Source organism: Paracoccus sp. S3-43 (genome assembly GCF_029027965.1).
Lineage (GTDB): Bacteria > Pseudomonadota > Alphaproteobacteria > Rhodobacterales > Rhodobacteraceae > Paracoccus.
Genome location: NZ_CP119082.1, coordinates 2,871,851 through 2,894,654, shown reverse-complemented (window position 1 = coordinate 2,894,654; position 22,804 = coordinate 2,871,851). Strand labels below are relative to the sequence as shown.

Annotated in this window: 24 protein-coding genes; 12 read left to right on the top strand and 12 right to left on the bottom strand. The window is 68.6% G+C overall.

Going from position 1 to position 22,804, the window contains the following annotated elements:
- Positions 1-67: 67 nt before the first annotated feature.
- Positions 68-415: a thioredoxin domain-containing protein gene (locus PXD02_RS14975; RefSeq protein WP_275104626.1), complete on the bottom strand. Its 348-nt coding sequence runs from the start codon at positions 413-415 to the stop codon at positions 68-70.
- 64 nt (positions 416-479) lie between these two features.
- Between PXD02_RS14975 and meaB the strand changes: the two genes are divergently transcribed.
- Positions 480-1,448, top strand: a complete 969-nt coding sequence (meaB, locus tag PXD02_RS14970) for a methylmalonyl Co-A mutase-associated GTPase MeaB (RefSeq protein ID WP_275104625.1) — start codon at positions 480-482, stop codon at positions 1,446-1,448.
- A gap of 69 nt (positions 1,449-1,517) precedes the next feature.
- The gene (locus PXD02_RS14965; RefSeq protein ID WP_275104624.1) at positions 1,518-2,564 is read left to right on the top strand and encodes a bifunctional transcriptional activator/DNA repair enzyme AdaA; all 1,047 of its coding nucleotides are present in this window, start codon (positions 1,518-1,520) and stop codon (positions 2,562-2,564) included.
- A gap of 108 nt (positions 2,565-2,672) precedes the next feature.
- Here the strand turns inward: PXD02_RS14965 and PXD02_RS14960 are convergent, their stop codons facing one another.
- The 8 genes from PXD02_RS14960 to PXD02_RS14925 all read right to left on the bottom strand — a co-directional run bounded on the left by PXD02_RS14960 (position 2,673) and on the right by PXD02_RS14925 (position 11,257).
- On the bottom strand, positions 2,673-2,921 hold the full coding sequence (locus PXD02_RS14960; protein WP_473092033.1) for a transposase: 249 nt from the start codon (positions 2,919-2,921) through the stop codon (positions 2,673-2,675).
- A gap of 382 nt (positions 2,922-3,303) precedes the next feature.
- Complete coding sequence (locus tag PXD02_RS14955) at positions 3,304-3,603, bottom strand: hypothetical protein (RefSeq protein ID WP_275104623.1); 300 nt, start codon at positions 3,601-3,603, stop codon at positions 3,304-3,306.
- A 401-nt stretch (positions 3,604-4,004) separates the two neighbouring features.
- Entirely contained in the window at positions 4,005-5,339 is a 1,335-nt protein-coding gene (locus PXD02_RS14950) for a M16 family metallopeptidase (protein ID WP_275104622.1), read from the bottom strand.
- Positions 5,336-6,739: a M16 family metallopeptidase gene (locus PXD02_RS14945; protein WP_275104621.1), complete on the bottom strand. Its 1,404-nt coding sequence runs from the start codon at positions 6,737-6,739 to the stop codon at positions 5,336-5,338. The genes PXD02_RS14950 and PXD02_RS14945 overlap by 4 nt, the downstream gene beginning before the upstream one ends.
- A gap of 331 nt (positions 6,740-7,070) precedes the next feature.
- Positions 7,071-7,589 carry a DUF3035 domain-containing protein gene (locus PXD02_RS14940; RefSeq protein ID WP_275104620.1) on the bottom strand — a complete coding sequence of 173 codons (519 nt, stop codon included), beginning with the start codon at positions 7,587-7,589 and terminating at the stop codon, positions 7,071-7,073.
- Positions 7,590-7,618: 29 nt separating this feature from the next.
- Positions 7,619-8,290, bottom strand: a complete 672-nt coding sequence (gene lspA / locus PXD02_RS14935) for a signal peptidase II (protein WP_275104619.1) — start codon at positions 8,288-8,290, stop codon at positions 7,619-7,621.
- Positions 8,290-9,879, bottom strand: coding sequence for a bifunctional phosphoribosylaminoimidazolecarboxamide formyltransferase/IMP cyclohydrolase (purH, locus tag PXD02_RS14930; RefSeq protein ID WP_275104618.1), 1,590 nt, complete (start codon positions 9,877-9,879; stop codon positions 8,290-8,292). The genes lspA and purH overlap by 1 nt, the downstream gene beginning before the upstream one ends.
- A gap of 124 nt (positions 9,880-10,003) precedes the next feature.
- Positions 10,004-11,257, bottom strand: coding sequence for an RsmB/NOP family class I SAM-dependent RNA methyltransferase (locus PXD02_RS14925; RefSeq protein ID WP_473092032.1), 1,254 nt, complete (start codon positions 11,255-11,257; stop codon positions 10,004-10,006).
- A 70-nt stretch (positions 11,258-11,327) separates the two neighbouring features.
- On the opposite strand from PXD02_RS14925, the gene PXD02_RS14920 reads away from it, so the two are divergent.
- The 4 genes from PXD02_RS14920 to PXD02_RS14905 all read left to right on the top strand — a co-directional run bounded on the left by PXD02_RS14920 (position 11,328) and on the right by PXD02_RS14905 (position 16,846).
- Positions 11,328-11,519 (top strand): DUF1674 domain-containing protein, encoded by a 192-nt coding sequence (locus PXD02_RS14920; protein ID WP_275104617.1) that lies wholly within the window; start codon positions 11,328-11,330, stop codon positions 11,517-11,519.
- A 2-nt stretch (positions 11,520-11,521) separates the two neighbouring features.
- Positions 11,522-12,856: an amidase gene (locus tag PXD02_RS14915; protein WP_275104616.1), complete on the top strand. Its 1,335-nt coding sequence runs from the start codon at positions 11,522-11,524 to the stop codon at positions 12,854-12,856.
- A gap of 168 nt (positions 12,857-13,024) precedes the next feature.
- The gene (locus PXD02_RS14910; protein ID WP_275104615.1) at positions 13,025-14,233 is read left to right on the top strand and encodes an aminotransferase class I/II-fold pyridoxal phosphate-dependent enzyme; all 1,209 of its coding nucleotides are present in this window, start codon (positions 13,025-13,027) and stop codon (positions 14,231-14,233) included.
- A 6-nt stretch (positions 14,234-14,239) separates the two neighbouring features.
- A complete protein-coding gene (locus PXD02_RS14905; protein ID WP_275104614.1) occupies positions 14,240-16,846 on the top strand; it encodes a DNA translocase FtsK in 2,607 nt (868 codons plus the stop codon).
- A gap of 54 nt (positions 16,847-16,900) precedes the next feature.
- On the opposite strand, the gene miaB is transcribed toward PXD02_RS14905, so the two are convergent.
- On the bottom strand, positions 16,901-18,247 hold the full coding sequence (miaB, locus tag PXD02_RS14900; RefSeq protein WP_275104613.1) for a tRNA (N6-isopentenyl adenosine(37)-C2)-methylthiotransferase MiaB: 1,347 nt from the start codon (positions 18,245-18,247) through the stop codon (positions 16,901-16,903).
- A 63-nt stretch (positions 18,248-18,310) separates the two neighbouring features.
- On the opposite strand from miaB, the gene PXD02_RS14895 reads away from it, so the two are divergent.
- The 6 genes from PXD02_RS14895 to PXD02_RS14870 all read left to right on the top strand — a co-directional run bounded on the left by PXD02_RS14895 (position 18,311) and on the right by PXD02_RS14870 (position 22,116).
- Positions 18,311-18,637, top strand: coding sequence for a TfoX/Sxy family protein (locus PXD02_RS14895; RefSeq protein WP_275104612.1), 327 nt, complete (start codon positions 18,311-18,313; stop codon positions 18,635-18,637).
- A 43-nt stretch (positions 18,638-18,680) separates the two neighbouring features.
- Positions 18,681-19,310, top strand: coding sequence for a TetR/AcrR family transcriptional regulator (locus tag PXD02_RS14890; protein ID WP_275104611.1), 630 nt, complete (start codon positions 18,681-18,683; stop codon positions 19,308-19,310).
- Positions 19,307-19,789: an SRPBCC family protein gene (locus tag PXD02_RS14885; RefSeq protein ID WP_275104610.1), complete on the top strand. Its 483-nt coding sequence runs from the start codon at positions 19,307-19,309 to the stop codon at positions 19,787-19,789. The genes PXD02_RS14890 and PXD02_RS14885 overlap by 4 nt, the downstream gene beginning before the upstream one ends.
- 10 nt (positions 19,790-19,799) lie before the next feature.
- Positions 19,800-20,222 carry a VOC family protein gene (locus PXD02_RS14880; protein ID WP_275104609.1) on the top strand — a complete coding sequence of 141 codons (423 nt, stop codon included), beginning with the start codon at positions 19,800-19,802 and terminating at the stop codon, positions 20,220-20,222.
- Positions 20,219-20,689, top strand: a complete 471-nt coding sequence (locus PXD02_RS14875; protein ID WP_275104608.1) for a VOC family protein — start codon at positions 20,219-20,221, stop codon at positions 20,687-20,689. The genes PXD02_RS14880 and PXD02_RS14875 overlap by 4 nt, the downstream gene beginning before the upstream one ends.
- 62 nt (positions 20,690-20,751) lie before the next feature.
- The gene (locus tag PXD02_RS14870; RefSeq protein ID WP_275104607.1) at positions 20,752-22,116 is read left to right on the top strand and encodes an aminotransferase; all 1,365 of its coding nucleotides are present in this window, start codon (positions 20,752-20,754) and stop codon (positions 22,114-22,116) included.
- A gap of 26 nt (positions 22,117-22,142) precedes the next feature.
- On the opposite strand, the gene PXD02_RS14865 is transcribed toward PXD02_RS14870, so the two are convergent.
- Entirely contained in the window at positions 22,143-22,478 is a 336-nt protein-coding gene (locus tag PXD02_RS14865; protein WP_275104606.1) for a DMT family transporter, read from the bottom strand.
- Between the two features lie 7 nt (positions 22,479-22,485).
- The gene (locus PXD02_RS14860) at positions 22,486-22,794 is read right to left on the bottom strand and encodes a hypothetical protein (RefSeq protein WP_275104605.1); all 309 of its coding nucleotides are present in this window, start codon (positions 22,792-22,794) and stop codon (positions 22,486-22,488) included.
- Between the last annotated feature and the right edge of the window lie 10 nt (positions 22,795-22,804).

Genomic DNA, 22,804 nt, shown 5'->3' with positions numbered 1-22,804 from the left:
ATCGTCACCGTCGCTTGAAATTGGCTGGCCGTTGCCTAGCCGATGCGGGGCCGGGGCGAAAGCCCGGTCATCGCGCCTGCGCCAGCAGGGCCGACAGGGCGGGCCAGAATTGCGCCGCCGTCATGTGGCCTTCCAGCCGCCCGACCTCGGACCCGCCGTCCAGCAGGATGAAGGTCGGCGTGACGAAGGGCCTGCGCGCCAAGGCCAGGCCATCGGGCCAGGGGCCGTGGATGTCCACCCGCATCAGCGGCGCGGCGCGGCCCGCCTCGGATGCCGCATAGCCCGGCCCGATATTGCGGTCCCAGGCGGCGCAATAGACGCAGCCGTGCTTTTCCACCATCAACAGCCGCAGCGGCCCGGCGGCCACGGGCAGGGCGGTCAGGATCAGGGCGAGCGCGGCAAGAAGGCGGATCATCGCGACATTATCGGGCCGCCGCGACGGCTTGGCAATCGCCGCGCGGCCCCCTATCCCTTTCCCCATGGACGAGCTTCTGGAACCCTTGGTCGCCAAGGATCGCCGCGCTTTGTCGCGGGCGATCACGCTGATCGAATCGACGCGCCCCGATCATCGCGCCCGCGCTGTGGCGCTGCTGGCCGACCTGCCGGACGGGCAGGCGCTGCGGATCGGGCTGTCGGGCACGCCGGGGGTCGGCAAGTCCACCTTCATCGAGGCCTTCGGGACGATGCTGACCGAACAGGGGCTGCGCGTCGCGGTGCTGGCGGTCGATCCGTCCTCGGCCCGGTCGGGCGGGTCGATCCTGGGCGACAAGACGCGGATGGAGACGCTGTCGCGCAACCCGTTGGCCTTCATCCGCCCCACGCCGTCCAATGCCCAGCTTGGCGGCGTGGCCCGCCGGACGCGAGAGGCGATCCGACTGTGCGAGGCGGCGGGCTTCGACGTGGTGCTGATCGAGACGGTGGGCGTCGGCCAGTCCGAGACCCTGGTGGCCGAGATGTGCGACCTGTTCGTCCTGCTGCTGGCCCCGGCGGGCGGCGACGAATTGCAGGGCGTCAAGCGCGGCATCATGGAGATGGCAGACCTGATCCTGGTCAACAAGGCGGATGGCGATCTGCTGGGCACGGCGCGGCGCACGGTCGCCGATTACGCGGGCGCGCTGCGGCTGCTGCGCAAGCGCCCGCAGGATCCGCAGGGCTTTCCCAAGGCGCTGCCGGTGTCGGCCACGACCGGCGACGGCTTGGCGAGGGCCTGGGACGAGATGCAGGATCTGGCCCGGTGGCGGCGCGAACAGGGCCATTTCGCGGCCAACCGGGCCGAGCAGGCGCGGCACTGGTTCCTGGCCGATGTGCGCGCGGGCCTGCTGGCGCGGCTGGACAGGCCCGCCGCGCGCGACCGGCTGGCCCGGCTGGGCGATGCGGTGGCGCAGGGCGGCAAGGCCCCGGCCGAGGCCGCGCAAGAGATGCTGGACTGGCTGGCGGGGCAGAAATAAACGCCCGATTTCGCGGCCCGGCGGGGCGGCGAATCGGCTAGGGTCGGGGGCATGAACAAGGTGAGTGACATGCTGGATCTGCCTGATACCGATACGCTCTATGCCGCGCTGCTGGCGCGCGATCCGGCCTGGGAGGGCCGCGCTCTGGTCGGCGTGATCACCACCGGGATCTTCTGCCGCCTGACCTGCCCGGCCCGCAAGCCTCTGCCCCAGAACTGCCGCTGGTTCGCCGATGCCGATGCCGCGCAGGCCGCAGGCTTCCGCCCCTGCCGCCGCTGCCATCCGCTGGGCGCGACGGCCGAGGGCGAGCCGCTGGTCCGCGACCTGATGGCCCGGCTGGAAGCGCGGCCCGACCATCGCTGGTCCGAGGCCGACCTGCTGGCCTTGGGCCACGACCCCTCGACCGTGCGCCGCGCCTTCAAGCGGCATTTCGGGCAGAGTTTCCTGGACATGGCCCGCGCGGCGCGGCTGCGGGGGGCCGTGGCCAGCCTGACGAAAGGATCGACGATGATCGAGGCGCAACTGGATGCGGGATTCGATTCGGCCTCGGGTTTCCGGGCGGCCTTCGCGCGGCTGTTCGGCCATGCGCCCCACCAGATGCGGCAGGGCGGCGGCCTGCTGGCCGACTGGATCGACACGCCGCTGGGCGGCATGATCGCCATTGCCGACGATCAGGCGCTGCACCTGCTGGAATTCATCGACCGCAAGGCCCTGCCCGAAGGGCTGCGGCGCCTGTCGGCCCATGTCGGGGGCCGCGTGGGGCTGGGCCGCACCCCTGTCCACGACCTGACCGAATCGCGGCTTGCCGCCTATTTCGGGGGCCGGGCGCCGCTTCTGGACGTGCCGGTGGTGCTGCATGGCACGCCCTTCCAGCAGCAGGTCTGGCGCGCCTTGCAGGAAATCCCGGCCGGGCAGACGCGCAGCTATCTGCAACTGGCCGCAGGGATCGGCCGCCCCACGGCGATCCGCGCGGTTGCCCGCGCCAACGCCACCAACCGCATCGCCCTGGTGGTGCCCTGCCACCGGGTGATCGGCGCGGACGGCACGCTGACGGGCTATGCGGGCGGGTTGTGGCGCAAGGAAAGGCTGATCGCCATCGAACGGTCCTATGCGTGAATTGCGTCCCGCGCGGTCGCCAGGGCGCTTCGCCCCCTCAGCCTGCCGCATGGTGGCAGGCGCTCGCCGCTGAAATAAGGTCCGGTGGGGGCTGTTGAAGAACCTCGATCAGAGGGTTGCCTGTGGCTCTCGCATGGCGCTGGCCTGGAAGGGCAGGCCGACGACGGGAAGGACCACAGCGGCTAGCTTCTTGAGGTTCATGGCGACGGCGGTGAGCAGGGCCTGGATTTTCATGTTGTCGAGGCCGCGTCGAATGGCTCTGTCCAATCCGTGGAGCGTCTTGGCGGTGCCGTGCGCGCCTTCGACGCGCCAGCGATGCCGGGTGTAGATCGCATGGTCATCCTCGCCCGATGCCAAGCGTTTGCGCCGGGCGCGCAGGATGGCCGCATGGTTGTCACCCTATGCACCCGGCGGGAAGGGGCGCCCTGGGGCAAGCACTGTGCCTTGAGAGGACAGCGCGCGCAGTCGCGACGATCTGCACGATACCATGGCCCGGCTTTGGTGACGTTTCTCGCGGTCAGCCGCCTCCTCGTCGGACACCGGACCACATCTTGATGAGGATCGAACGTGAACCGCTCGGTCGGAAAGCCCTGCGCCCCCTTGCGGCGGGGGCACGAAGAGGCGGGATGACGGCGTCGATCTGGCGGTCTTCAAGGGCGGCGTAAACCCGGCCCACGCCAGGGATCCTGTCCGCCGTGATCCGGCCCGGGGGAACCACCGAGGACATTTTCGATGGCGTTCAAGCGCTCCTCGAACCGGCCCGTGTCGTGCTCCTCGCCGGTGACGATCTCGACATCGACCATGACGCCCGCAAGGTCAACCATTGCCGAGCTGGGCAGAGCTTCTTGAACTTGCCGCTTGCGCGCGCCTCTCGCTCGGCGTCGTTGGTATCCTCGAGCGCATCGAGATGGCGCGCGACCAGTGCGTCCATGCTGGCATCGGCCCGGATCAGGCTGGCGTCGACATGCACCGTCTCGGCCGTCACCAGTCCAGTCGCCTGACACTGCTGCACGACGCGGGTGAAGACGGTGCGGAACACCGCCTCGCCTCAACGCTGCCGGATGCGCGTCAAGGAGGAATGGTCCGGCAGCGCCTCGTGAAGCCCGTAACCGATGAACCCGCGAATCCATTGTCAGAGCAATACAGTTCGGCCACCTCGGCGCACAGCCAGCTCAGATCGAGAACCGGAGCGATCCGGACGAGAACATGATCTTCGGGCAGAAGAGCGCGGAGCGGCCCCACAACGAACAGCTCAAGTTGATCCCGCTCCTTCCGACCCAGCATGCGCATCCCTCCGAAACCCGTCGACCGATCGAATCAGCGATACATGGCTTTTTCAACAGCCCCCGGGGGACCTTATTCAGCGGAGAAGGGGTCGGCGGACCCGAGCGGGGGACGTGAAGTCCCCGGCGGTCGCGGGACGCAATCAGCCTTGCGGGATCAGTTCAGCGCCTCGGCCGGTTCGGCCTTATCCGTCGCGGCGATCCCTTCGGGGCGGCCCACCAGCACGAAGCGCAGCCCGTCCGCGTCCAGCAGCCGCCCGGCCACGCGCTTCACGTCCTCGGCCGTCACCGCCTCGACCTTGGCGTTGCGGGTGTTCACATAGTCGATGGGAAAGCCGATCAGCTGCATCCCGGCCAGGATGGACGCGATCTTGCCGTTGCCGTCGAAGCGCAGCGGGTATTCGCCGGTCAGATAGGTCTTGGCGTCGTTCAGTTCCTGGTCGGTCACGCCCTCGGCCAGGCGGTCCCATTCCTGCCGGATCAGATCGATCGCCTGTCCGGTGGTGGCGTTCGACCCCGCCATGCCGCCCAGCCAGGTCTGGCCATAGAGCCCCGTCGCCAGCCCGGTTCCGACGCCATAGGTCAGCCCGCGCTTTTCGCGGATCTCCTCCATCAGGCGGGAACTGAAGCCGCCGCCCCCCAGGATGTGATTGGCGACATAGGCCGCGAAATAATCGGGATCGTCGATGGGCAGGCCCGGCCCGGCGAAGCTGACCACGGTCTGCGGGCTGTCCCAATCGATCACCGTGACGCCGCCGGTCAATTGCAGCGCAGCCGGTTCCGGCAGGGGCGCGGTGCCCTGCTCTGGCAGGCCCCCCAGCACCTTGTCCAGAAGCAGGCCCAGTTCCTCGGCCGAGATGTCGCCCGCCGCGCCCACCACCACGCGGTCGCGGGCCAGCACGCGGTTCTTCGCGGCCACCAGATCCTGCCGGGTCAGCCCGGCCACCGATTCGGCCGTGCCGTTGATCGAGGTCGCATAGGGGTGATCGCCCCAGGCCTGGCGGGCCATTTCCTTGGCGGCGATGGATTGCGGATCCGTCGCCTCGGATCGGATGATGGACTGCACCTGCGCGCGCACCCGTTCCACGGCGGCATCGTCGAAACGCGGCCGGGTCAGCGCCTCGGCCAGCAGGGCGGCGGCTTCGTCGCGGTTCTCGGACAGGGCGTGCATCCCCACCGACAGGGCGTCGTCGCTGACATCAAAGGAAAACCGCGCGCCCAAGCCCTCGACCGCCTGGGCGAAGGCCACGGAATCGCGCTGGCCCGCGCCTTCCTCCAGCGTGGCGGTCATCAGGTTGATGGCGCCGCGCCTGTCGGGCGCGTCCAGGCTGGCGCCGCCCTTGAAGTCGAATTCGACCGCGACAAAGGGGATGCTGTCGTCCTGGACCAGCCAGGCGGTGATCCCGCCGGGCGAGGTGACCTTTTGAATGTCGATGGCATGGGCGGGAACCGCGAGGACGGCGACGAACAGGGCGATGGCGGCGCGGATCATCCTTGCACCTCGGGCTTGGGGGTGGCGGTCGGGGCAGGGGTTCCTTGGGCGGCCTCTGGCGGCGGCGGCAGCAGCCAGCCGGTCACGCTGGCCTCGCTGCCCAGCACGTGGCGGGCGGCGGCCAGCACGTCCTCGGCCGTCACGGCGGCAAGGATGTCGGGCCAGTCGTTCACGTCCTGAACCGACAGCCCGGTCGCCAGCCCCTGCCCATAATCATAGGCCCGGCCATGCGCGGAATCGAGCGCATAGACCCGCGCGGCCTCGATCTGCGTCTTCACCCGGTCCAGATCGGCCGGGTCGGGGCCTTTTTCCAGGAAGGCCGCCAGCACCCGGTCCAGCTCGGTCTCGGCCTCCTCGGGCGTGATGCCCTCGGCCGGGACCAGAGAGATGCCGAAGCTGGTCGGATCGACCGAAAACCCGTCATAGCCCGCGTTCACCCACAGCGCCTTGCCCTCCATCGCCAGGTCGCGCCCCAGGACCGAGGTCTGCATGGACCCGCCCAGCAGTTCCGCCAGCACCGTCAGGGCGGCGGCGTCCTTCTGGTCGCCGGGATTGCGTTCAGGGGCCAGATAGCTGCGCGTCATCACCGGCTGCGGCACGCGGGGATCGGTCATCTCCATCCGCCGGGGCGACCGCTGGGTCGGTTCCTGCGGGCGGATGCGGGGTTCGGCCTCGCCCTTGGCGGGGATCGGGCCATAGTATTTTTCCGCAAGCTCGCGGGCCGCTTCGGGCGTCACGTCGCCCGCCAGGATCAGCACCGCCTCGTTCGGGGAATAATGGTCGTCATACCAGGCCAGCGCGTCGTCGCGGGTCATCCCCTCCATCTCGGCGCGCCAGCCGATCACCGGGCGGCCATAGGGATGGTTATAGAACAGCGTCGCATTGCGCTCCTCGGCGAACAGCGCGCCGGGGTCACTGTCCACCCGCTGCGCCCGTTCCTCCAGCACCACCAGACGCTCGGCCTGCCAGTCATCCTCGCCGATGCGCAGGTTGGCCATGCGGTCGGCCTCCATCTCCATCACCAGGGGCAGGCGGTCGGCGGCGATGCGCTGGAAATAGGCGGTGTAGTCATAGCTGGTAAAGGCGTTGTCCATGCCGCCATTGGCGGTCACGGTCCTGGACAATTCGCCCGGCTCCAGCTTTTCGGTGCCCTTGAACATCAGATGTTCCAGGTAATGCGCGATCCCCGACTTGCCGGGCTGTTCGTCGGCCGATCCGATCCGATACCAGACCATCTGCACCACGACCGGGGCGCGGTGATCCTCGATCACCACGGTTTCCAGGCCGTTGGGCAGGGTGAAATGGGTGACGCCGTTGGTTTCGGGGGCGGGCATCTCCGCAAGGGCGGGCAGGGCGCTGAGGGTCAGGGCCAGCAGGGCGGGCAGCGAGGGTCGAAGCATGGGGGCGGAACCTCCTTGGTCTCGGGCGGAAATCTGACCAAAGGCCGCGGGGCGCGCAACCTCCAACACGCTAATGTGTCGTCACAGAGAGGGGCATCCTCGGCCCCGGTCATCCCGGACATCAGGTCGTCGCGGGGACGGGCCGGGCGTTCCGGTTCCAGCATCGAAGGTCTGCACGAAGCGTTCGTGGAACGGCATGTCGTGGACATTCTCGGCCACCTGCCGGGCGGTCCGAGGCGATGGCGCGAACATCGTCAAGGCGGGATGACGGATGGAAGCCTTGCCACAGGATGGAAGCCTCCACGGCATCACCGGGGTCGGAAGCCCGCCGTCATTCCTCGGCGGGCGCGGGCGAGGTCTGGGTGATTGCCCCGGCGCGTTGCCAGCGTTGCTGCTCGGTCCGCGAATCAAGCGCCATGGGGCGATAGGCGCGCTGATAGACGGTGGTGCCGAACAGCGCCTCCAAGGGGCGGCGCTTGTTGCGCGACCGCCAGTCGGCATCGGATTGGGCCAGCGTCTCGCGGATGGCCGGGTCGGTGCCGCGCCGGTTGGCATGGGCGATCAGCGCGCCGTCGGCGGCGGCGATGCCCTGGTTGGCCAGCCGCGCGGGATTGCCGCCAAGCGCGGCCACGGCATCGGCATTCGGATTGGGATCGGTGATATTGGCGCCGCCCGGCGTCGGCGCGGGCAGCAGCGCGAGATCCGGCGGCATGGACAGCGGCCGGGTCGGCAGGATCGCGAATTCGTCCGGGCTGTTCTGGCCGGTCTCGATATTCATCAACTGGTTGCTGCCGCAGGCCGACAGCCCGATCACGGCCGCGATGGCGATGCCCCTGACGAAAGCCTGCATGTCCTGCCCCTTGCCTTGTTGCGTCCGTTCTAGCCGGATTTCCCCGCCCCGTCACGGGGATTGTCGGCGGCTTTCGCGCGGGGCTTGCGGGCGGGCTTTTCGGGCTGCTTCTTCTGCGGCACCAGCACCAGCCCGATGGCCCCCGCGAAGATCGCGATATCGGCCAGGTTGAAGCTGTAGGGGTTCTGCCAGCCCGGCAGCGACATGTTCAGGAAATCCGCCACCGCGCCATAGAGCAGCCGGTCGATCACATTGCCCAGGGCGCCGCCGATCAGCAGCCCCGCCGCGACGCGCGCGAAGGCCCCGGCATCGGAGCGCCAGATCCAGACCCAGACCCAGGCGACGATGGCCAGGGCCACCGCGATCAGGATCCATTTCGTGACATCGGTGTCGGACGCCATCAGGCCGAAATTCACGCCCTGGTTCCAGGCCATGCGCAGGTTCAGCCAGGGCGGCAGCACGTCGATTTCCCGCAGCCGGTCCAGTTGCAGGATATGGACGACCCAGTATTTCAGCACCTGATCGACCACGAAGATCGTCGTCGCGACCCAGATCACCAGCCGCATGTCGGTGCGGACCGGGCCCTTGGGCTTTTTCGGCGCGCGCGGACGCCGGGGCTTGGGCGCCGGTCGCGGCGCCGGTTGCGGCGCCGGTTGCGACGCTGCGGGGGGCGTCGGCTCCAGGGGCAGTTCCTGCTGCATCAGTGCCGGAAATGCCGCTGGCCGGTAAAGACCATCGCCAGCCCCAGGCGGTTGGCCGCCGCGATCGCCTCGTCGTCGCGCATGGAACCGCCCGGCTGGATCACGGCGCGGGCGCCCGCTTCGGCCAGCGCCTCGATCCCGTCGGCGAAGGGGAAGAAGGCGTCGGACGCCACCACCGCGCCGATGGTCGGGGGCTGGGCCAGGCCAAGCGCCTCGGCCATGTCCTCGGATTTGCGGCGGCCGATGCGGGTGCTGTCCACGCGGCTCATCTGTCCGGCACCGATGCCCACGGTGGCCCTGTCCTTCGCATAGACGATGGCGTTGGACTTGACGTGCTTGGCGACGGTCCAGGCGAACAGCATGTCGCCCAGTTCGGCGTCCGAGGGCTGGCGGTCGCTTACCACCTTCAGGTCTGAAAGGGCCACATGGCCGTTGTCGCGGCCCTGCACCAGGAAGCCGCCCGCGACCTGCCGGAAGGCAAGGCCCGCCGCCTGCGGATCGGGCAGCCCGCCGGTGGTCAGCAGGCGCAGGTTCTTCCTGGCGGCGAAGATGCGCTTGGCGTCCTCGTCGGCATCGGGGGCGATCACGACCTCGGTGAAGATCTTCACGATCTCCTCGGCCGTCGCGCCGTCCAGCGTCTGGTTCAGCGCGATGATCCCGCCGAAGGCCGAAGTCCGGTCGCAGTCGAAGGCCCGCCTGTAGGCATCCAGCGCCGAATCGCCCCGCGCCACGCCGCAGGGATTGGCGTGCTTGATGATCGCGCAGGCCGGGCCTTGGGCCGGATCGAACTCGGCGACCAGTTCGAAGGCCGCGTCGGTGTCGTTTATATTGTTGTAGGACAGCTCCTTGCCCTGCCACTGCTTCGCCGTCGCCACGCCGGGGCGGTTCTCGCCGGTGACATAGAAGGCGGCGGACTGATGCGGGTTCTCGCCATAGCGCAGGGGTTGCGCCAGCGTTCCGGCGAAGGCGCGGCGGCGCGGGGTTTCCTCGCCGATGGCGGCGGCCAGCCAGGTGCTGACGGCGGCGTCATAGGCGGCGGTGCGGGCGATTGCGATCTGCGCCTGCCGCTGGCGGAAGCCCAGCGTGGTGCGGTCGTCATTGGCGTCCAGTTCGGCCAGCAGGGCGTCGTAATCGGCCAGGTCGACGATCACCGTGACGAAGCCGTGGTTCTTGGCCGCGGCGCGGATCATCGCCGGGCCGCCGATGTCGATATTCTCGATGCAGTCGTCATAGCCCGCGCCCTTGGCGACGGTTTCCTCGAACGGATAGAGGTTCACGACCAGCAGGTCGATCGGGCCGATGCCATGGGCCTGCATCGCGGCCAGGTGTTCGGCATTGTCGCGTAGCGCCAGCAGGCCGCCATGGACGGCCGGATGCAGCGTCTTGACGCGGCCGTCCATCATTTCGGGAAAGCCCGTCACATCGGCCACGTCCACCACCGTCAGCCCGGCTTCGCGCAGGGTCTTGGCGCTGCCGCCGGTGGACAGGATCTCGATCCCGCGCGCGTCCAGCTTGCGGGCGAAGTCGATCAGCCCGGTCTTGTCGGAAACGGAGATCAGCGCGCGTCGGATCGGCACGGGACGGGACATGGGGGCCTCGGCATCTGTTCGGCGGTGGCTTAGCGCCATGCGCGCCGAAGGTCCAGTGGCGGACGCCGGGGGCGTTTCGCCCCCCGGACCCCCCGAGGATATTTGCACCAAGGCAAAAGAGCGTTCACCCCGCCTTGCGCAGGCGCGCCATGAAGAAGCCGTCCATGCCGCCCTTGCCGGGCCAGTAGTCGGGCCGGGTGCGCAACCCGCCTTCCGGGGTGATCCAGTCCGGGTCTGTGCCGGGCAGGTCGGGCGGTTCCACCATCAGCCCCGGATGGCGGGACAGGGCGGCGGCGATCTGTGCCTCGCCCTCGTCGGGCAGCAGCGAGCAGACGGCATAGACCATGCGCCCGCCCGGCGGGATCAGGGACAGCGCGTGGTCGATCAGCCGGGCTTGCAGGTCGATCAGCGCGGGGATCCCCGATCCGTCGCGCAGGGAGGGCAGGTCGGGATGGCGGCGGATCGTGCCGGTGGCCGAACAGGGCGCGTCCAGCAGGATCGCATCCAGCGGCGCGCCGGGCCGCCATTCGAGCGCGTCGGCCGCGACCAGGTCGGCGGTCATGGCGCAGCGTTTCAGGTTCTCGGCCACGCGCTTCAGGCGGGCGGGGCTGATGTCCACCGCCGCGACCTGCGCCCCGGCGGCGGCCAGTTGCAGGGTCTTGCCGCCGGGGGCCGCGCAGAGATCGGCGATTCGTTCGCCCGGTTGCGGGTCCAGCAGCCGCGCGGGCAGGGCGGCGGCGGCGTCCTGCACCCACCAGCCGCCCTCGGCATAGCCGGGCAGGGCGCTGACCTGCGCCGGGCCGTGAATGCGCAGGGATCCGGTCGGCAGGGGATCCGCGCCCTCGACCGTGACGCCGGGCTTCGCGGTCAGGTCCAGCGGAGCGCCCGCCTGATGCGCGGCCTCGATGGCACGGGCGGCGTCCTCGCCCCAGGCTGTGGCGACGGGGCCGCGCAGCCAATCGGGCATGGGCTGCGGCGGCAGGTCGGCCCAGCCGGGATGGCCCGCCGCCTTGCGCAGCACCCCGTTGACCATGCCCGAGGCGGCCTGGCCCTTTTGCCCCAGGCCGCGCGTCAGGGTCACGGCGGCATCGACCACGCCATGCGCGGCGCCGTCCAGGTCCAGCATCTCGACCACGGCCAGGCGCAGGATGTCGGCGACCTGCGGGCTGGGCTTGCGCCCGACATAGGCCGCGATCACCGCATCCGCGCGGGACTGGTGGCGCAGCACCGCCGCCGCAAGGCGCGCGGCGCGGGCCTGATCCGCTGGCGGCAACGCCTTCAGCGCGCCCGCCTGGTCCGCCAGCGACAGCCCGTCGCGCACGCCCGCCAGCAGGCGCAAGGCCCCCGAACGCGCCCTATCCACGCCACGCTTTGCCAAATCGCTTTCCTTTGCCTAAATCCGCTGAAAGACTGAAGCCGACCCTTACGTTCATTCGGGGACTGTTGCCATGACCGATCTGCCACAGGACGACCGCGACGACCTGCCGCCCGCCGCCCGCCGCGCCCTGGCCGAGGCCGCCGCGCGCCGCAAGGTCGCCGCCGCCGCGCATCCCCTGCCCAAGGAATACGGCGGGCGCGACGGGCCCGAGCCGGTGCGCTTCGGCGATTACGAGAAGAACGGCCTCGCGGTGGATTTCTGAGGATGGACTGGCTGCGCGCCCCCGCCGCCCAGCAGGGCCGTGCGATCATGGCGGGACTGCTGGATCCCCTGGACCAGACCGAGGCCTATCTGGCCGCCATCAAGGCCCATCCCGACGCCCGGCGCATCTATGCCCGCGTCACGGATGTCCGCGCCCGGTCCGAATCCGTGGCCGCCCATGACCGCGCCAAGCTGGAACTGCGGCGCGGGCTGCTGGACGGCGTGGCGATCAGCTGGAAGGACAATATCGACAGCGGCGGCACCGTGACCGAGGCCGGATCGAAGCTGCTGGAGGGCCGGGTGCCGCGCAAGGATGCCATCGTGCTGGCGCGCGCGGCGCGGCAGGGCACGATCTGCCTGGGCAAGACGCATATGACCGAACTGGCCTTTTCCGGGCTGGGGCTGAACCCGAATACCGCGACGCCGCCGAACGCGCTTGATCCCGATCTGGCGCCGGGCGGGTCGTCGTCGGGCGCGGCGGTTTCGGTGGCGCTTGGGCTGGCTGCGGCGGCGATCGGGTCGGACACCGGCGGGTCGATCCGCGTGCCCGCCGCCTGGAACGACCTGGTGGGATTCAAGCCCAGCCATGATTCGCTGCCCGAAAAGGGCGTGGTTCCCTTGTGCCGCAAGTTCGACGTCACCGGCCCCATCGCCCGCACGGTCGAGGATTGCGCCGAACTGTTCGCGCTGATGGCGGGGACGAGGGCGGCCGACCTGACCGGCGCCTCGGTCGCGGGGCGCCGCCTGCTGGTGCTGGACGGCCTGCCCTTCGAGGGCGCCGAGAAAGGCCCGGTCGCCGCCTTCGAGGATGCCGTGGACCGGCTGGCCCGCGAGGGCGCGCAGATCGACCGCGTGTCGAGCGACTGGGTGGCCAAGGCGATGCCCCTGTCGGCGTCGCTGTTCGCCCCCGAGGCCTATGGCATCTGGCGCGCCCAGATCGAGGATGCGCCGGAACTGATGTGGAAGCCGATCCTGGACCGCTTTCGCGGCGGGGCCGATGTCAGCGCCCCCGCCTATGTCGCCGCCTGGGAAAGCCTGGTGCGGATCCGGCGCAAATGGATCAAGGAGGTGGCGTCGCGCCGTGACGCGATCCTGCTGCCGACCGTGCCGATCCTGCCGCCCCATGCCGCGCGGCTGATGGCGGACGAGGCCGAATTCGTGCGCGCGAACCTGTTGACGCTGCGCAACACCCGCATCGGCAACCTGCTGGGCCTGCCGGTCTGCACCCTGCCCACCGGCCACCCGGCCTGCGGGATTTCGGTGATGGGCCATGCCGGGCGCGACACGCATCTGCTGCATATGGCCGCCGGGGTCGAGGCGGCCCTGGCCGTGGGGTAGCGCAAGGGGGCGCTCGCGCCCCCTCTTGGCCTGCGGCCAATTCACCCCCGAGGATATTTGCGCACAGAAGATGATCGCCTCGGGGCGGGCTTTCGCTGGACGCAAGGGCGCGATCACGCTAATGTTTCTTGTGATAAACGGGGCCGAAGACCCCGAAAGCGAGGCAGAATGGCGATCCCCGAGCGGTTCTCGAACCTGCCGGACTATGCGTTCCCGCGTCTGCGGGCGCTGTTGTCCGGCATCGAGCCGGGTCTGAAGAACGGCGAAACTCCGACGGTGCTGACCATTGGAGAGCCGCGCCATGCCATGCCGGATTTCGTGGCCGGGGTGATGGCCGCCAATATGGGCGGTTTCGGAAAGTATCCGCCGAATGACGGCACGCCCGGCCTGCTGTCGGCCATCGGCGGCTGGCTGGGCGGGCGCTACGGCCTGGACGTGGCGCCGGATCGGATCATGGCGCTGAACGGCACGCGCGAGGGGCTGTTCAACGCGGCGCTGGCCCTGTGCCCGGAACGCAAGGACGGCGCGCGGCCCGCGATCCTGATCCCCAATCCCTTCTATCAGGTCTATGCCGTGGCCGCCGCCGCCGTGCAGGCGGACCCGGTCTTCGTGCCCGCCACACCCGAGACCGGCAACCTGCCCGATTACGCCGCCCTGCCGCCCGAGGTGCTGGACCGCGCGGCCATCGCCTATCTGTGTTCGCCCGCCAATCCGCAGGGCGCGATCGCCGACCGCGATTATCTGGAAACGCTGCTGGCCCTGGCCGCGCGGCATGATTTTCTGGTCTTCGCCGACGAATGCTATTCCGAGATCTGGCGCGAGGCGCCCCCGCCCGGCGCCCTGGCCGTGGCGACCGACATGGGACTGGCCGATCGGGTGGTGATCTTCAATTCGCTCTCCAAGCGGTCGAACCTGCCGGGGCTGCGGTCGGGCTTTGTGGCGGGTTCGGCGGCCAATATCGCCCAGATCCGCCGGTTGCGCGCCTATGCCGGGGCGCCCCTGTCGCTGCCCGCCCAGGCCGTCAGCGAGGCCGCCTGGCAGGACGAGGCGCATGTCGCGGCCAGCCGCGCGCTGTATCAGCGGAAATACGCCATCGCCGACCGGGTGCTGGGCAATGTGCCGGGATACCGTCCGATCCAGGGCGGGTTCTTCCTGTGGCTGCCGGTGACGGATGGCGAGGATGCGGCCAAGACCCTGTGGGCGGAGGCGGGCATCCAGGTGCTGCCGGGGGCCTACCTGTCCCGAGAGGTGGATGGTCGCAATCCAGGCAAGGGGTTCATCCGCGTGGCTCTGGTGGCCGAGGCGGAACAGACGGATCCGGCGCTGCAACGGCTGCGCGCGGTGCTTTACGACGGAACGACGGGCGGGGAAGGCTGAGGGACCATGGCAAGCTGGCAGGCAAAACACCGCGATCCGCTGTTCGACCAGTCCACCCAGGCGGCGCTGGAACGGCGCGGCAAGGAGCTGCTGGGCACCGGGCTGTTGCTGGCGGGCATCCTGATGGCGATCATGCTGGGCACCTGGTCGTCCGAGGATCCCAGCTTCCTGTCGGCCACCGACGAACCCGCGCAGAACATGCTGGGCAGCTTCGGCGCCTATGTCGCCTCGCCCCTGATGATGATCGCGGGATACGGTTCCTGGATGCTGGTGATCGCCGCGCTTGTCTGGGGGCTGCGCTTCGTGCTGCACCGGGGCGAGGACCGCTTCATGCGCGCCCTGTTCACGCCCATCGCCGTGGCGCTTGCCTCGGTCTATTGCAGCACGCTGCTGCCGGGGGCCGGGTGGGAACAGTCCTATGGCCTGGGCGGGCATTTCGGCGACATGATCATGGGCGCCATGCTGAACCTGCTGCCGGTCAAGGCCCAGATCGGCATCCGGCTGGCGGGGCTGGCGACGGCCGTCGCGGTGCTGGCGATGACCGCCTTTTCGCTGGGATTCGCGCGGGCCGAACTGCTGGGGCTGTGGCGCCGCTTCGTGTTCGGGCTGCTGACCGCCCTGGACCTGGCGATGCGCGCCCTGGGCCGGGGGGCGGCGGCCTCGGTCGGGATGCGGCAACGGTTGCAGGCGCGGCGCGAGGCCAAGGCCGTACCCGCCCCGTCCGCGACGCGCGCCCCGGTCGTGGCCCGGCGCAAGCCTGCGGCCCCCGACGATCTGGAGCTGGAGGAAGACCTGCCCGAACCCGAGCTGATCGAGCGCGATTCCGATTACAACGGCGACGCCCCCTCGGCCGAGGAGGTCAGCGGCCGCATCAGCGACGCGATCCGGTCGCGTTCGGCCAAGCCCTCGGTCCTGGCGGTCGTGGCGGCCCGCCTGTCGCGCGAGGCCGGAAAGGACGGCCGCGCCGATCCGCCCCTGCCCGAAGCCCCCGCCGCCGCCGCGGACATGCCGCGCATGGCCGTCCCGCCGCCGAGAAAGCCGGTCGCCGCCCCCCAAGCGCCGCGCCAGGAATACGCGCCGGATCTGCAATTCGAAGACGTGCTGAACACCTATGAACGCCCGCCGCTGGCCCTGCTGACCGTGCCGCAGGCCGGCGACCAGCCGACCGTGTCCGAGGAAGCGTTGATGGAAAACGCCCGGATGCTGGAGGCGGTGCTGGACGATTACGGCGTCAAGGGCCAGATCACCGAGGTCCGGCCCGGCCCGGTCGTGACGCTTTACGAACTGGAACCTGCGCCGGGGCTGAAGGCGTCCCGCGTGATCGGGCTGTCCGACGACATCGCCCGGTCCATGTCGGCCCTGTCGGCGCGAGTCAGCACCGTGCCGGGCCGCACCGTCATCGGCATCGAGCTGCCGAACGCGCGCCGCGAAAAGGTGCTGCTGCGCGAGATCCTGGCCTCGCGCGCCTTCGGCGACGGCACCCAGCCGCTGCCGCTGGCGCTTGGCAAGGACATCGGCGGCGATCCGGTCGTGGCGAACCTGGCGAAGATGCCGCATCTGCTGATCGCCGGGACCACCGGGTCCGGGAAATCGGTCGCGATCAACACCATGATCCTGTCGCTGCTGTATAAACTGACGCCCGACGAATGCCGGCTGATCATGATCGACCCGAAGATGCTGGAACTGTCGGTCTATGACGGCATCCCGCATCTGCTGTCCCCCGTCGTCACCGATCCGAAAAAGGCCGTCGTCGCGCTGAAATGGGTCGTCTCCGAGATGGAGGAGCGGTATCGCAAGATGTCCAAGATGGGCGTCAGGAACATCGAGGGCTATAACGGCCGCGTCCGCGAGGCGCTGTCGAAGAACGAGATGTTCAAGCGTACCGTCCAGACCGGCTTTGACGAGGATACCGGCGAGCCGGTCTTCGAGACCGAGGAATTCAAGCCCGAGACCTTCCCCTATATCGTCGTGATCGTCGACGAGATGGCTGACCTGATGATGGTGGCGGGCAAGGAAATAGAAGCCTGCATCCAGCGGCTGGCGCAGATGGCGCGGGCGTCCGGCATCCACCTGATCATGGCGACGCAGCGGCCCTCGGTCGATGTGATCACCGGCACGATCAAGGCGAACTTCCCGACCCGGATTTCCTTCCAGGTCACCTCCAAGATCGATTCGCGCACCATCCTGGGCGAACAGGGGGCCGAGCAGCTTCTGGGCCAGGGCGACATGCTGTATATGGGCAACGGCGCGCGGATCACCCGGATCCACGGCCCCTTCGTCAGCGACGAGGAAGTCGAGGAGGTCGTGACCCATCTGAAATCCTTCGGCCCGCCGTCCTACAAGTCGGGCGTGGTCGAGGGGCCCGAGGACGAGGTGGCGTCCGACATCGACGCCGTGCTGGGCCTCGGCGGCGACGGCGGGGACGACGCGCTCTACGATCAGGCGGTGATGATCGTCGCCAAGGACCGCAAGTGTTCCACCAGCTATATCCAGCGGAAACTGGCCATCGGTTACAACAAGGCCGCCCGGCTGGTCGAGCAGATGGAGGAGCAGGGGGTGGTCTCGGCGGCGAACCATGTCGGCAAGCGCGAGGTGCTGGTGCCCGAGGTCTGAGGGCGCCGAGGCCCGGCACAGGAAACGGGCGTCTCCGGGGGGCGGCCGCCCCGGTTACGCCGCCAATTCTCCGCGCAGCGAATTGGACGCGCTTTCCACGATCCGCACCTGCACCAGATCGCCGACCTGCGCATGGGGCGCCTCGACAAAGACGGAATGCAGGTAATCCGACTTGCCGATCATCTGGCCCGCCTGCCTGCCCGGCTTTTCGAACAGCACGCCCAGCCTGCGCCCGACCATGCCTTCCTGCGCCGCCTTCTGCTGTTTCGTCAGCAGGGCCTGCAAGTCCTGCAAGCGCTGATCGGCGATCGCGCCGTCGACCTCGGGGCGGTCATAGGCGGGGGTGCCGGGGCGGGGCGAATACTTGAAGCTGAAGGCGGTGCCGAAACCCACCTCGGCCACCAGGCGCAGGGTGTCGGCATGGTCCTGGTCCGTCTCGCCCGGAAAGCCCACGATGAAGTCGCTGGTCAGCAGGATGTCGGGCCGCGCCTCGCGGATCCGGTCGATCAGGCGCAGGTAGTCCGCCGCCGTATGCTTGCGGTTCATGGCCCGCAGGATCCGGTCGCTGCCCGACTGCACCGGCAGGTGCAGATAGGGCATCAGTTGCGGAATGTCGCGATGCGCGTCGATCAGGTCATTTGACATGTCGTTGGGGTGGCTGGTGGTATAGCGGATCCGGTCCAGCCCAGGGATCTCGGCCAGGGCGCGGATCAGGCGGCCAAAGCCCCATTCGCCATCCTGTCCTTGCAGGGATGGCCCGGCGCCGTGCCAGCCGTTCACGTTCTGGCCCAGCAGGGTGATTTCCCGCACGCCGCGATCCACCAAGTCGCGGGCCTCGCGCAGGATGCGGTCCACCGGGCGGCTGACCTCGGCCCCGCGCGTATAGGGGACCACGCAGAAGGCGCAGAACTTGTCGCAGCCCTCCTGCACGGTCAGGAAGGCGGCGGGCGCGCGGCGGGTGGCGCGGCGTTGCGGCAGGTGGTCGAACTTGTCTTCTTCGGGGAAGTCGGTCTGGATCGCGGGCGCCTCGCCGCGCACCATCGCGGGCAGGCGGTGATAGGTCTGCGGGCCGACCACCAGATCGACCAGAGGCATCCGGCGCACGATCTCTTCGCCCTCGGCCTGGGCCACGCAGCCCGCCACGCCGATCTTCAGGTCGGGACGCTGGCCCTTGAGCGGTTTCAGGCGGCCCAGGTCGGAATAGAGCTTCTCGGCCGCCTTCTCGCGGATATGGCAGGTGTTCAGCAGGACCATATCGGCCTGCGCCTGATCCTCGGTCAGGACATAGCCTTCCGCGCCCATGGCCTCGGCCATGCGCTGGCTGTCATAGACGTTCATCTGGCAGCCATAGGTCTTGATGAAAAGCTTTTTCACTGCCGGGGGATTGGCTTGGTCGGTCATGCCGTGCTGTCCTAAGGGATCTTGCGCTGATACAGGAAGAACGGGGATTTGGAAAGGCGCGCGATGGACAGCGACCTGACGGCGATCACCAATATCGGCCCCGCGACGGCCAAGGCGCTGATCGCGGCGGGGGTGCCCGATGCCGCCGCCCTGCGCCGGATCGGCGCGCACGAGGCCTATCGCGCGCTTCTGGCGGTGGGCGAACGGCCGCATTTCATCGGCTATTACGTTCTGGTCATGGCCTTGCAGGGACGGCCCTGGAACGACTGCCGGGGCGCGGAAAAGGCGGCGCTGCGCGAGCGTTTCGATTCGCTGGTGGCCGAAGTTCGCGGCACCCCCTTGTCGGGGATCGAGGCCGAGCTTGACCTGATCGGGCTGCGGCGGCGTTAAATTTTTCTTGCCACACATACCGACTGGTTGGTATGGTTGCCGCATGACACGCAGAACCAACACTGATCCCGACCGGGGCGACGCGCGGACAAGGCTGCTGGACGCCGCCCGCGACATCGTGCGCCAGCAGGGCTTTGCCGCGACCAGCGTCGATCAGCTGTGCCGCGCGGCGGGGGTGACGAAGGGCGCCTTCTTCCACCACTTTCCCAGCAAGGAGGCCCTGGGCGTGGCCGCAGCCCGGCACTGGTCGGACATGACCGCCGCGCTGTTCGCCGCCGCCCCCTATCACGACCACGCCGACCCGCTGGACCGGGTGCTGGCCTATGTCGATTTCCGCCGCCAGATCATCGCCGGCGAAATCGAGGAATTCACCTGCCTGGTCGGCACCATGACGCAGGAAGTCTATCACGCCCATCCGGCGATCCGCGACGCCTGCGCCGCCAGCATCTTTGGCCATGCCGCCACGCTGGAATCCGACATCGCCGCCGCCATGGCCGCGCGCGGCGTCACCGGGTTCACCGCCGCCAGCCTTGCCGCCCACAGCCAGGCCGTGCTGCAAGGCGCCTTCATCCTGGCCAAGGCCGCCGACGACCCGGCGGTCGCCATCGACAGCGTCGATCACCTGAAACGCTATCTGATACTGCTGTTCCAACCGAAGGAGGAGACGACATGACCTGCCACACCGAAATGCCCGCCGAGACGCATGAACTGGTCCTGGACCGCGTCCTGGACGCCCCGCGCGACAAGCTGTGGCGCTGCTGGACCGATCCCAGGCTGATGGAGGACTGGTTCTGTCCCAAGCCCTGGCGGGTCAGCGACGCGGTGGTGGACCTGCGGCCGGGCGGCGAATTCTCGACCGTGATGCACGGTCCCGAGGGCGAGCGGTTCCCGAATGTCGGTGTCTATCTGGAGATCGTCGAGGGCCGCAAGCTGGTCTTCACCGACGCCTTCGCGCCGGGCTGGCTGCCCGCAGGCCGCCCCTTCATGGTCGCGGAAGTGACCTTCGAGGATGCCGGGGAGGGCCGCACCCGTTATGTCGCCAAGGCCCGCCACTGGACCGACGAGGCCCGCAAGGAACACGAGGAGATGGGCTTTCACGACGGCTGGAACACCGTGGCCGACCAGTTGGAAGCCCTGGCGAGAACGCTGTGAGGAGGATGACATGAAACCCACCATCTATCTGTTCTTCAAGGGCAACTGCCTTGAGGCGATGACCCATTACGCGAAAACCCTGGGCGGCCGCGTCACCGGCGTGTTCCGCAACGCCGACGCGCCCGCCGACAGCCGGATGCCCGGCGGCGGCGACATGGTGATGAACATGGGCGTGCAGCTTGAGGACACGCTGGTCATGGCCTCGGACAATTCGGACGAGACCTATGACCGTCCGCAGGGCTTCTATGTCTCGGTCGAGACGCCCTCGACCGCAGAATTCGACCGCGTCCATGCCGCGCTGTCCGAGGGGGCCGAGGCGATCGCCATGGAGCCGGGCGAGACCTTCTGGGCCGAACGCTTCGCGATGTTCCGCGACCGCTTTGGCACCCCGTGGATGCTGTCCTTCACCGGATCGAAGGGGACGGGACAATGAGCGCCAAGGTCAAGACCTGCTTCTGGTTCGACAGCCAGGCGATGGAAGCGGTGGATTTCTACGTCTCGATGCTGCCTGACAGCCGGATCGACGCCGTCAGCCACTCTGTCGAGGAACAGGGCATGGCGCCTGCGGGCACGGTGCTGGCCATCGACTTCACCCTGGCCGGAACGCCCATGCAGGCGATCAACGGCGGCCCGGAGTTCAAGCTGTCCGAGGCCGCGTCGATCAGCATCGCCACCAGGGACCAGGCGGAAACCGACCACCTGTGGAACGCGCTGCTGACCGGTGGCGGGACGCCTTCGCAATGCGGCTGGCTGAAGGACCGCTTCGGCATGTCCTGGCAAGTGGTCCCCGAACGGGCCGCCGAATTGCTGGCCGGGCCGCAGGCGGGCAAGGTCTGGCCCGAGTTCTTCAAGATGTCCAGGATCGACATCGCCAGGCTGGAAGCCGCGGCCGCGGCGTGACCCGCCCCATTGAACGCCCGCGTCGGCCCGGATAGCTTGCGGTGAAACCGATGGAGGCCCCGATGACCAAACCGCAAAGCTGGGAAGCCCGCGCCGACGAATTCTCGCTCTATGGCTTCACCGACCTGCCCAGCGTCCACAAGCGCGGCGCCGTGGTGCTGACCCATGGCGAGGGGCCCTATGTCGTCGATGTGAACGGCAAGCGCTATCTGGATGCCAATTCCGGCCTGTGGAACATGGTCGCGGGCTTCGACCACAAGGGCCTGGCCCAAGCCGCGAAGGCGCAATACGACCGCTTTCCCGGATACCACGCCTTTTTCGGGCGGCTGTCCGACCAGACGGTGATGCTGTCCGAAAAGCTGGTCGAGGTGTCGCCCTTCGATCGCGGCAAGGTTTTCTATACCAATTCGGGATCCGAGGCGAACGACACCATGGTCAAGATGCTGTGGTTCCTGCACGCCTCCGAGGGCAACCCGCAGCGCCGCAAGATCCTGACCCGCTGGAACGCCTATCACGGCGTCACGGTGGTGTCGGCATCCATGACCGGCAAGCCCTATAACGAGGTCTTCGGCCTGCCGCTGCCCGGCTTCATCCACCTGACCTGCCCGCATTACTGGCGCTATGGCGAGGCGGATGAGACCGAGGCGCAGTTCACCGCCCGCCTTGCGCGCGAGTTGGAGGACACCATCCAGCGCGAAGGCGCCGACACCATCGCCGGGTTCTTCGCCGAACCCGTGCAGGGCGCGGGCGGCGTCATCCCGCCGTCGCAGGGCTATTTCCAGGCGGTGCTGCCGATCCTGCGGAAATACGACATCCCGATGATCGCGGACGAGGTGATCTGCGGCTTCGGGCGCACCGGCAAGACCTGGGGCTGCCAGACCTATGGCTTCACGCCGGACGCAATCATTTCGTCCAAGAATCTGACCGCCGGGCTGTTCCCGATGGGCGCGGTGATCCTGGGCGGGGATCTGGCCGACCGCGTTCAGGCGGCGGTCGAGAAGATCGAGGAATTTCCCCATGGCTTCACCGCATCCGGCCATCCGGTCGGCTGCGCCATCGCGCTGAAGGCCATCGACGTGGTGATGAACGAAGGTCTGGCCGACAACGTGCGTCGCCTTGCCCCCCGGCTGGAGGCCGGGCTGCGCGCCATCATGGAACGCAGCGGCCATATCGGCGAGTTGCGCGGCGTGGGCTTCATGTGGGCGCTTGAGGCCGTGCGCGACAAGGCCACCAAGACGCCCTTCGACGCGCATCTGTCGGTCAGCGAACGCATCGCCAATGCCTGCACCGATCTGGGCCTGATCTGCCGCCCGCTGGGCCAGTCCATCGTGCTGTGCCCGCCCTTCATCCTGACCGAATCGCAGATGGACGAGATCTTCGACAAGCTGGAACAGGCGTTGCGGAAGGTGTTTGCCGAGGTGGCGTGACCGTGGCGGGGCGGGTCGCCCGCCCCTCAATGCACGATGGATTTTGAAAAGACGTTGATGATCACGACGCCTGCCAGAATGAGCACGAGGCCCAGAATCGCAGCAAGATCAAGGGCCTGACGATACCAGATCCAGGCGATGGCGGAAATCAGCACGATGCCCATGCCCGACCAGATCGCATAAACGATGCCGGTCGGCATGACCCGGACCGGAAAGGACAGCAGCCAGAAGGCTGCGGCATAGCCCGCCGCCGCGATCAGGCTGGGCGCCAGCTTGGTAAAGCTGTCGGATCGCGCCAGAGCGGTGGTGGCGATCACCTCGGCGATGATCGCCAGGAAAAGCAGGGCATAGATCCGGGTCATGAAAGGGCTACCGCCGCGCCAGCTTGCGTTCGATGTAATCCCGCAATTCCTCGATCTCGGTGCGGCTTTCGCGCAGGCCCTCCATCGCGGCGTCCAGTTCCCCCTGAGTCGTCGCCAGGCCGGCCTCGCGGTCCTTCAGCAGGGAAATGGCCATGTCGCGCTCGCGTTCGGTGTCGCGCAGCCGCCGGGTCAGGTCGCGGATATCCGCCTGGGACGGCCGGGTCAGGCGGCCGATCAGCCAGCTTGCGAACCAGCCCAGCACGAAGACGCCGAACAGGATGATCGTGGTGATGGTGACGAATTCCGTGCGGTTCATGCGGTGGCCT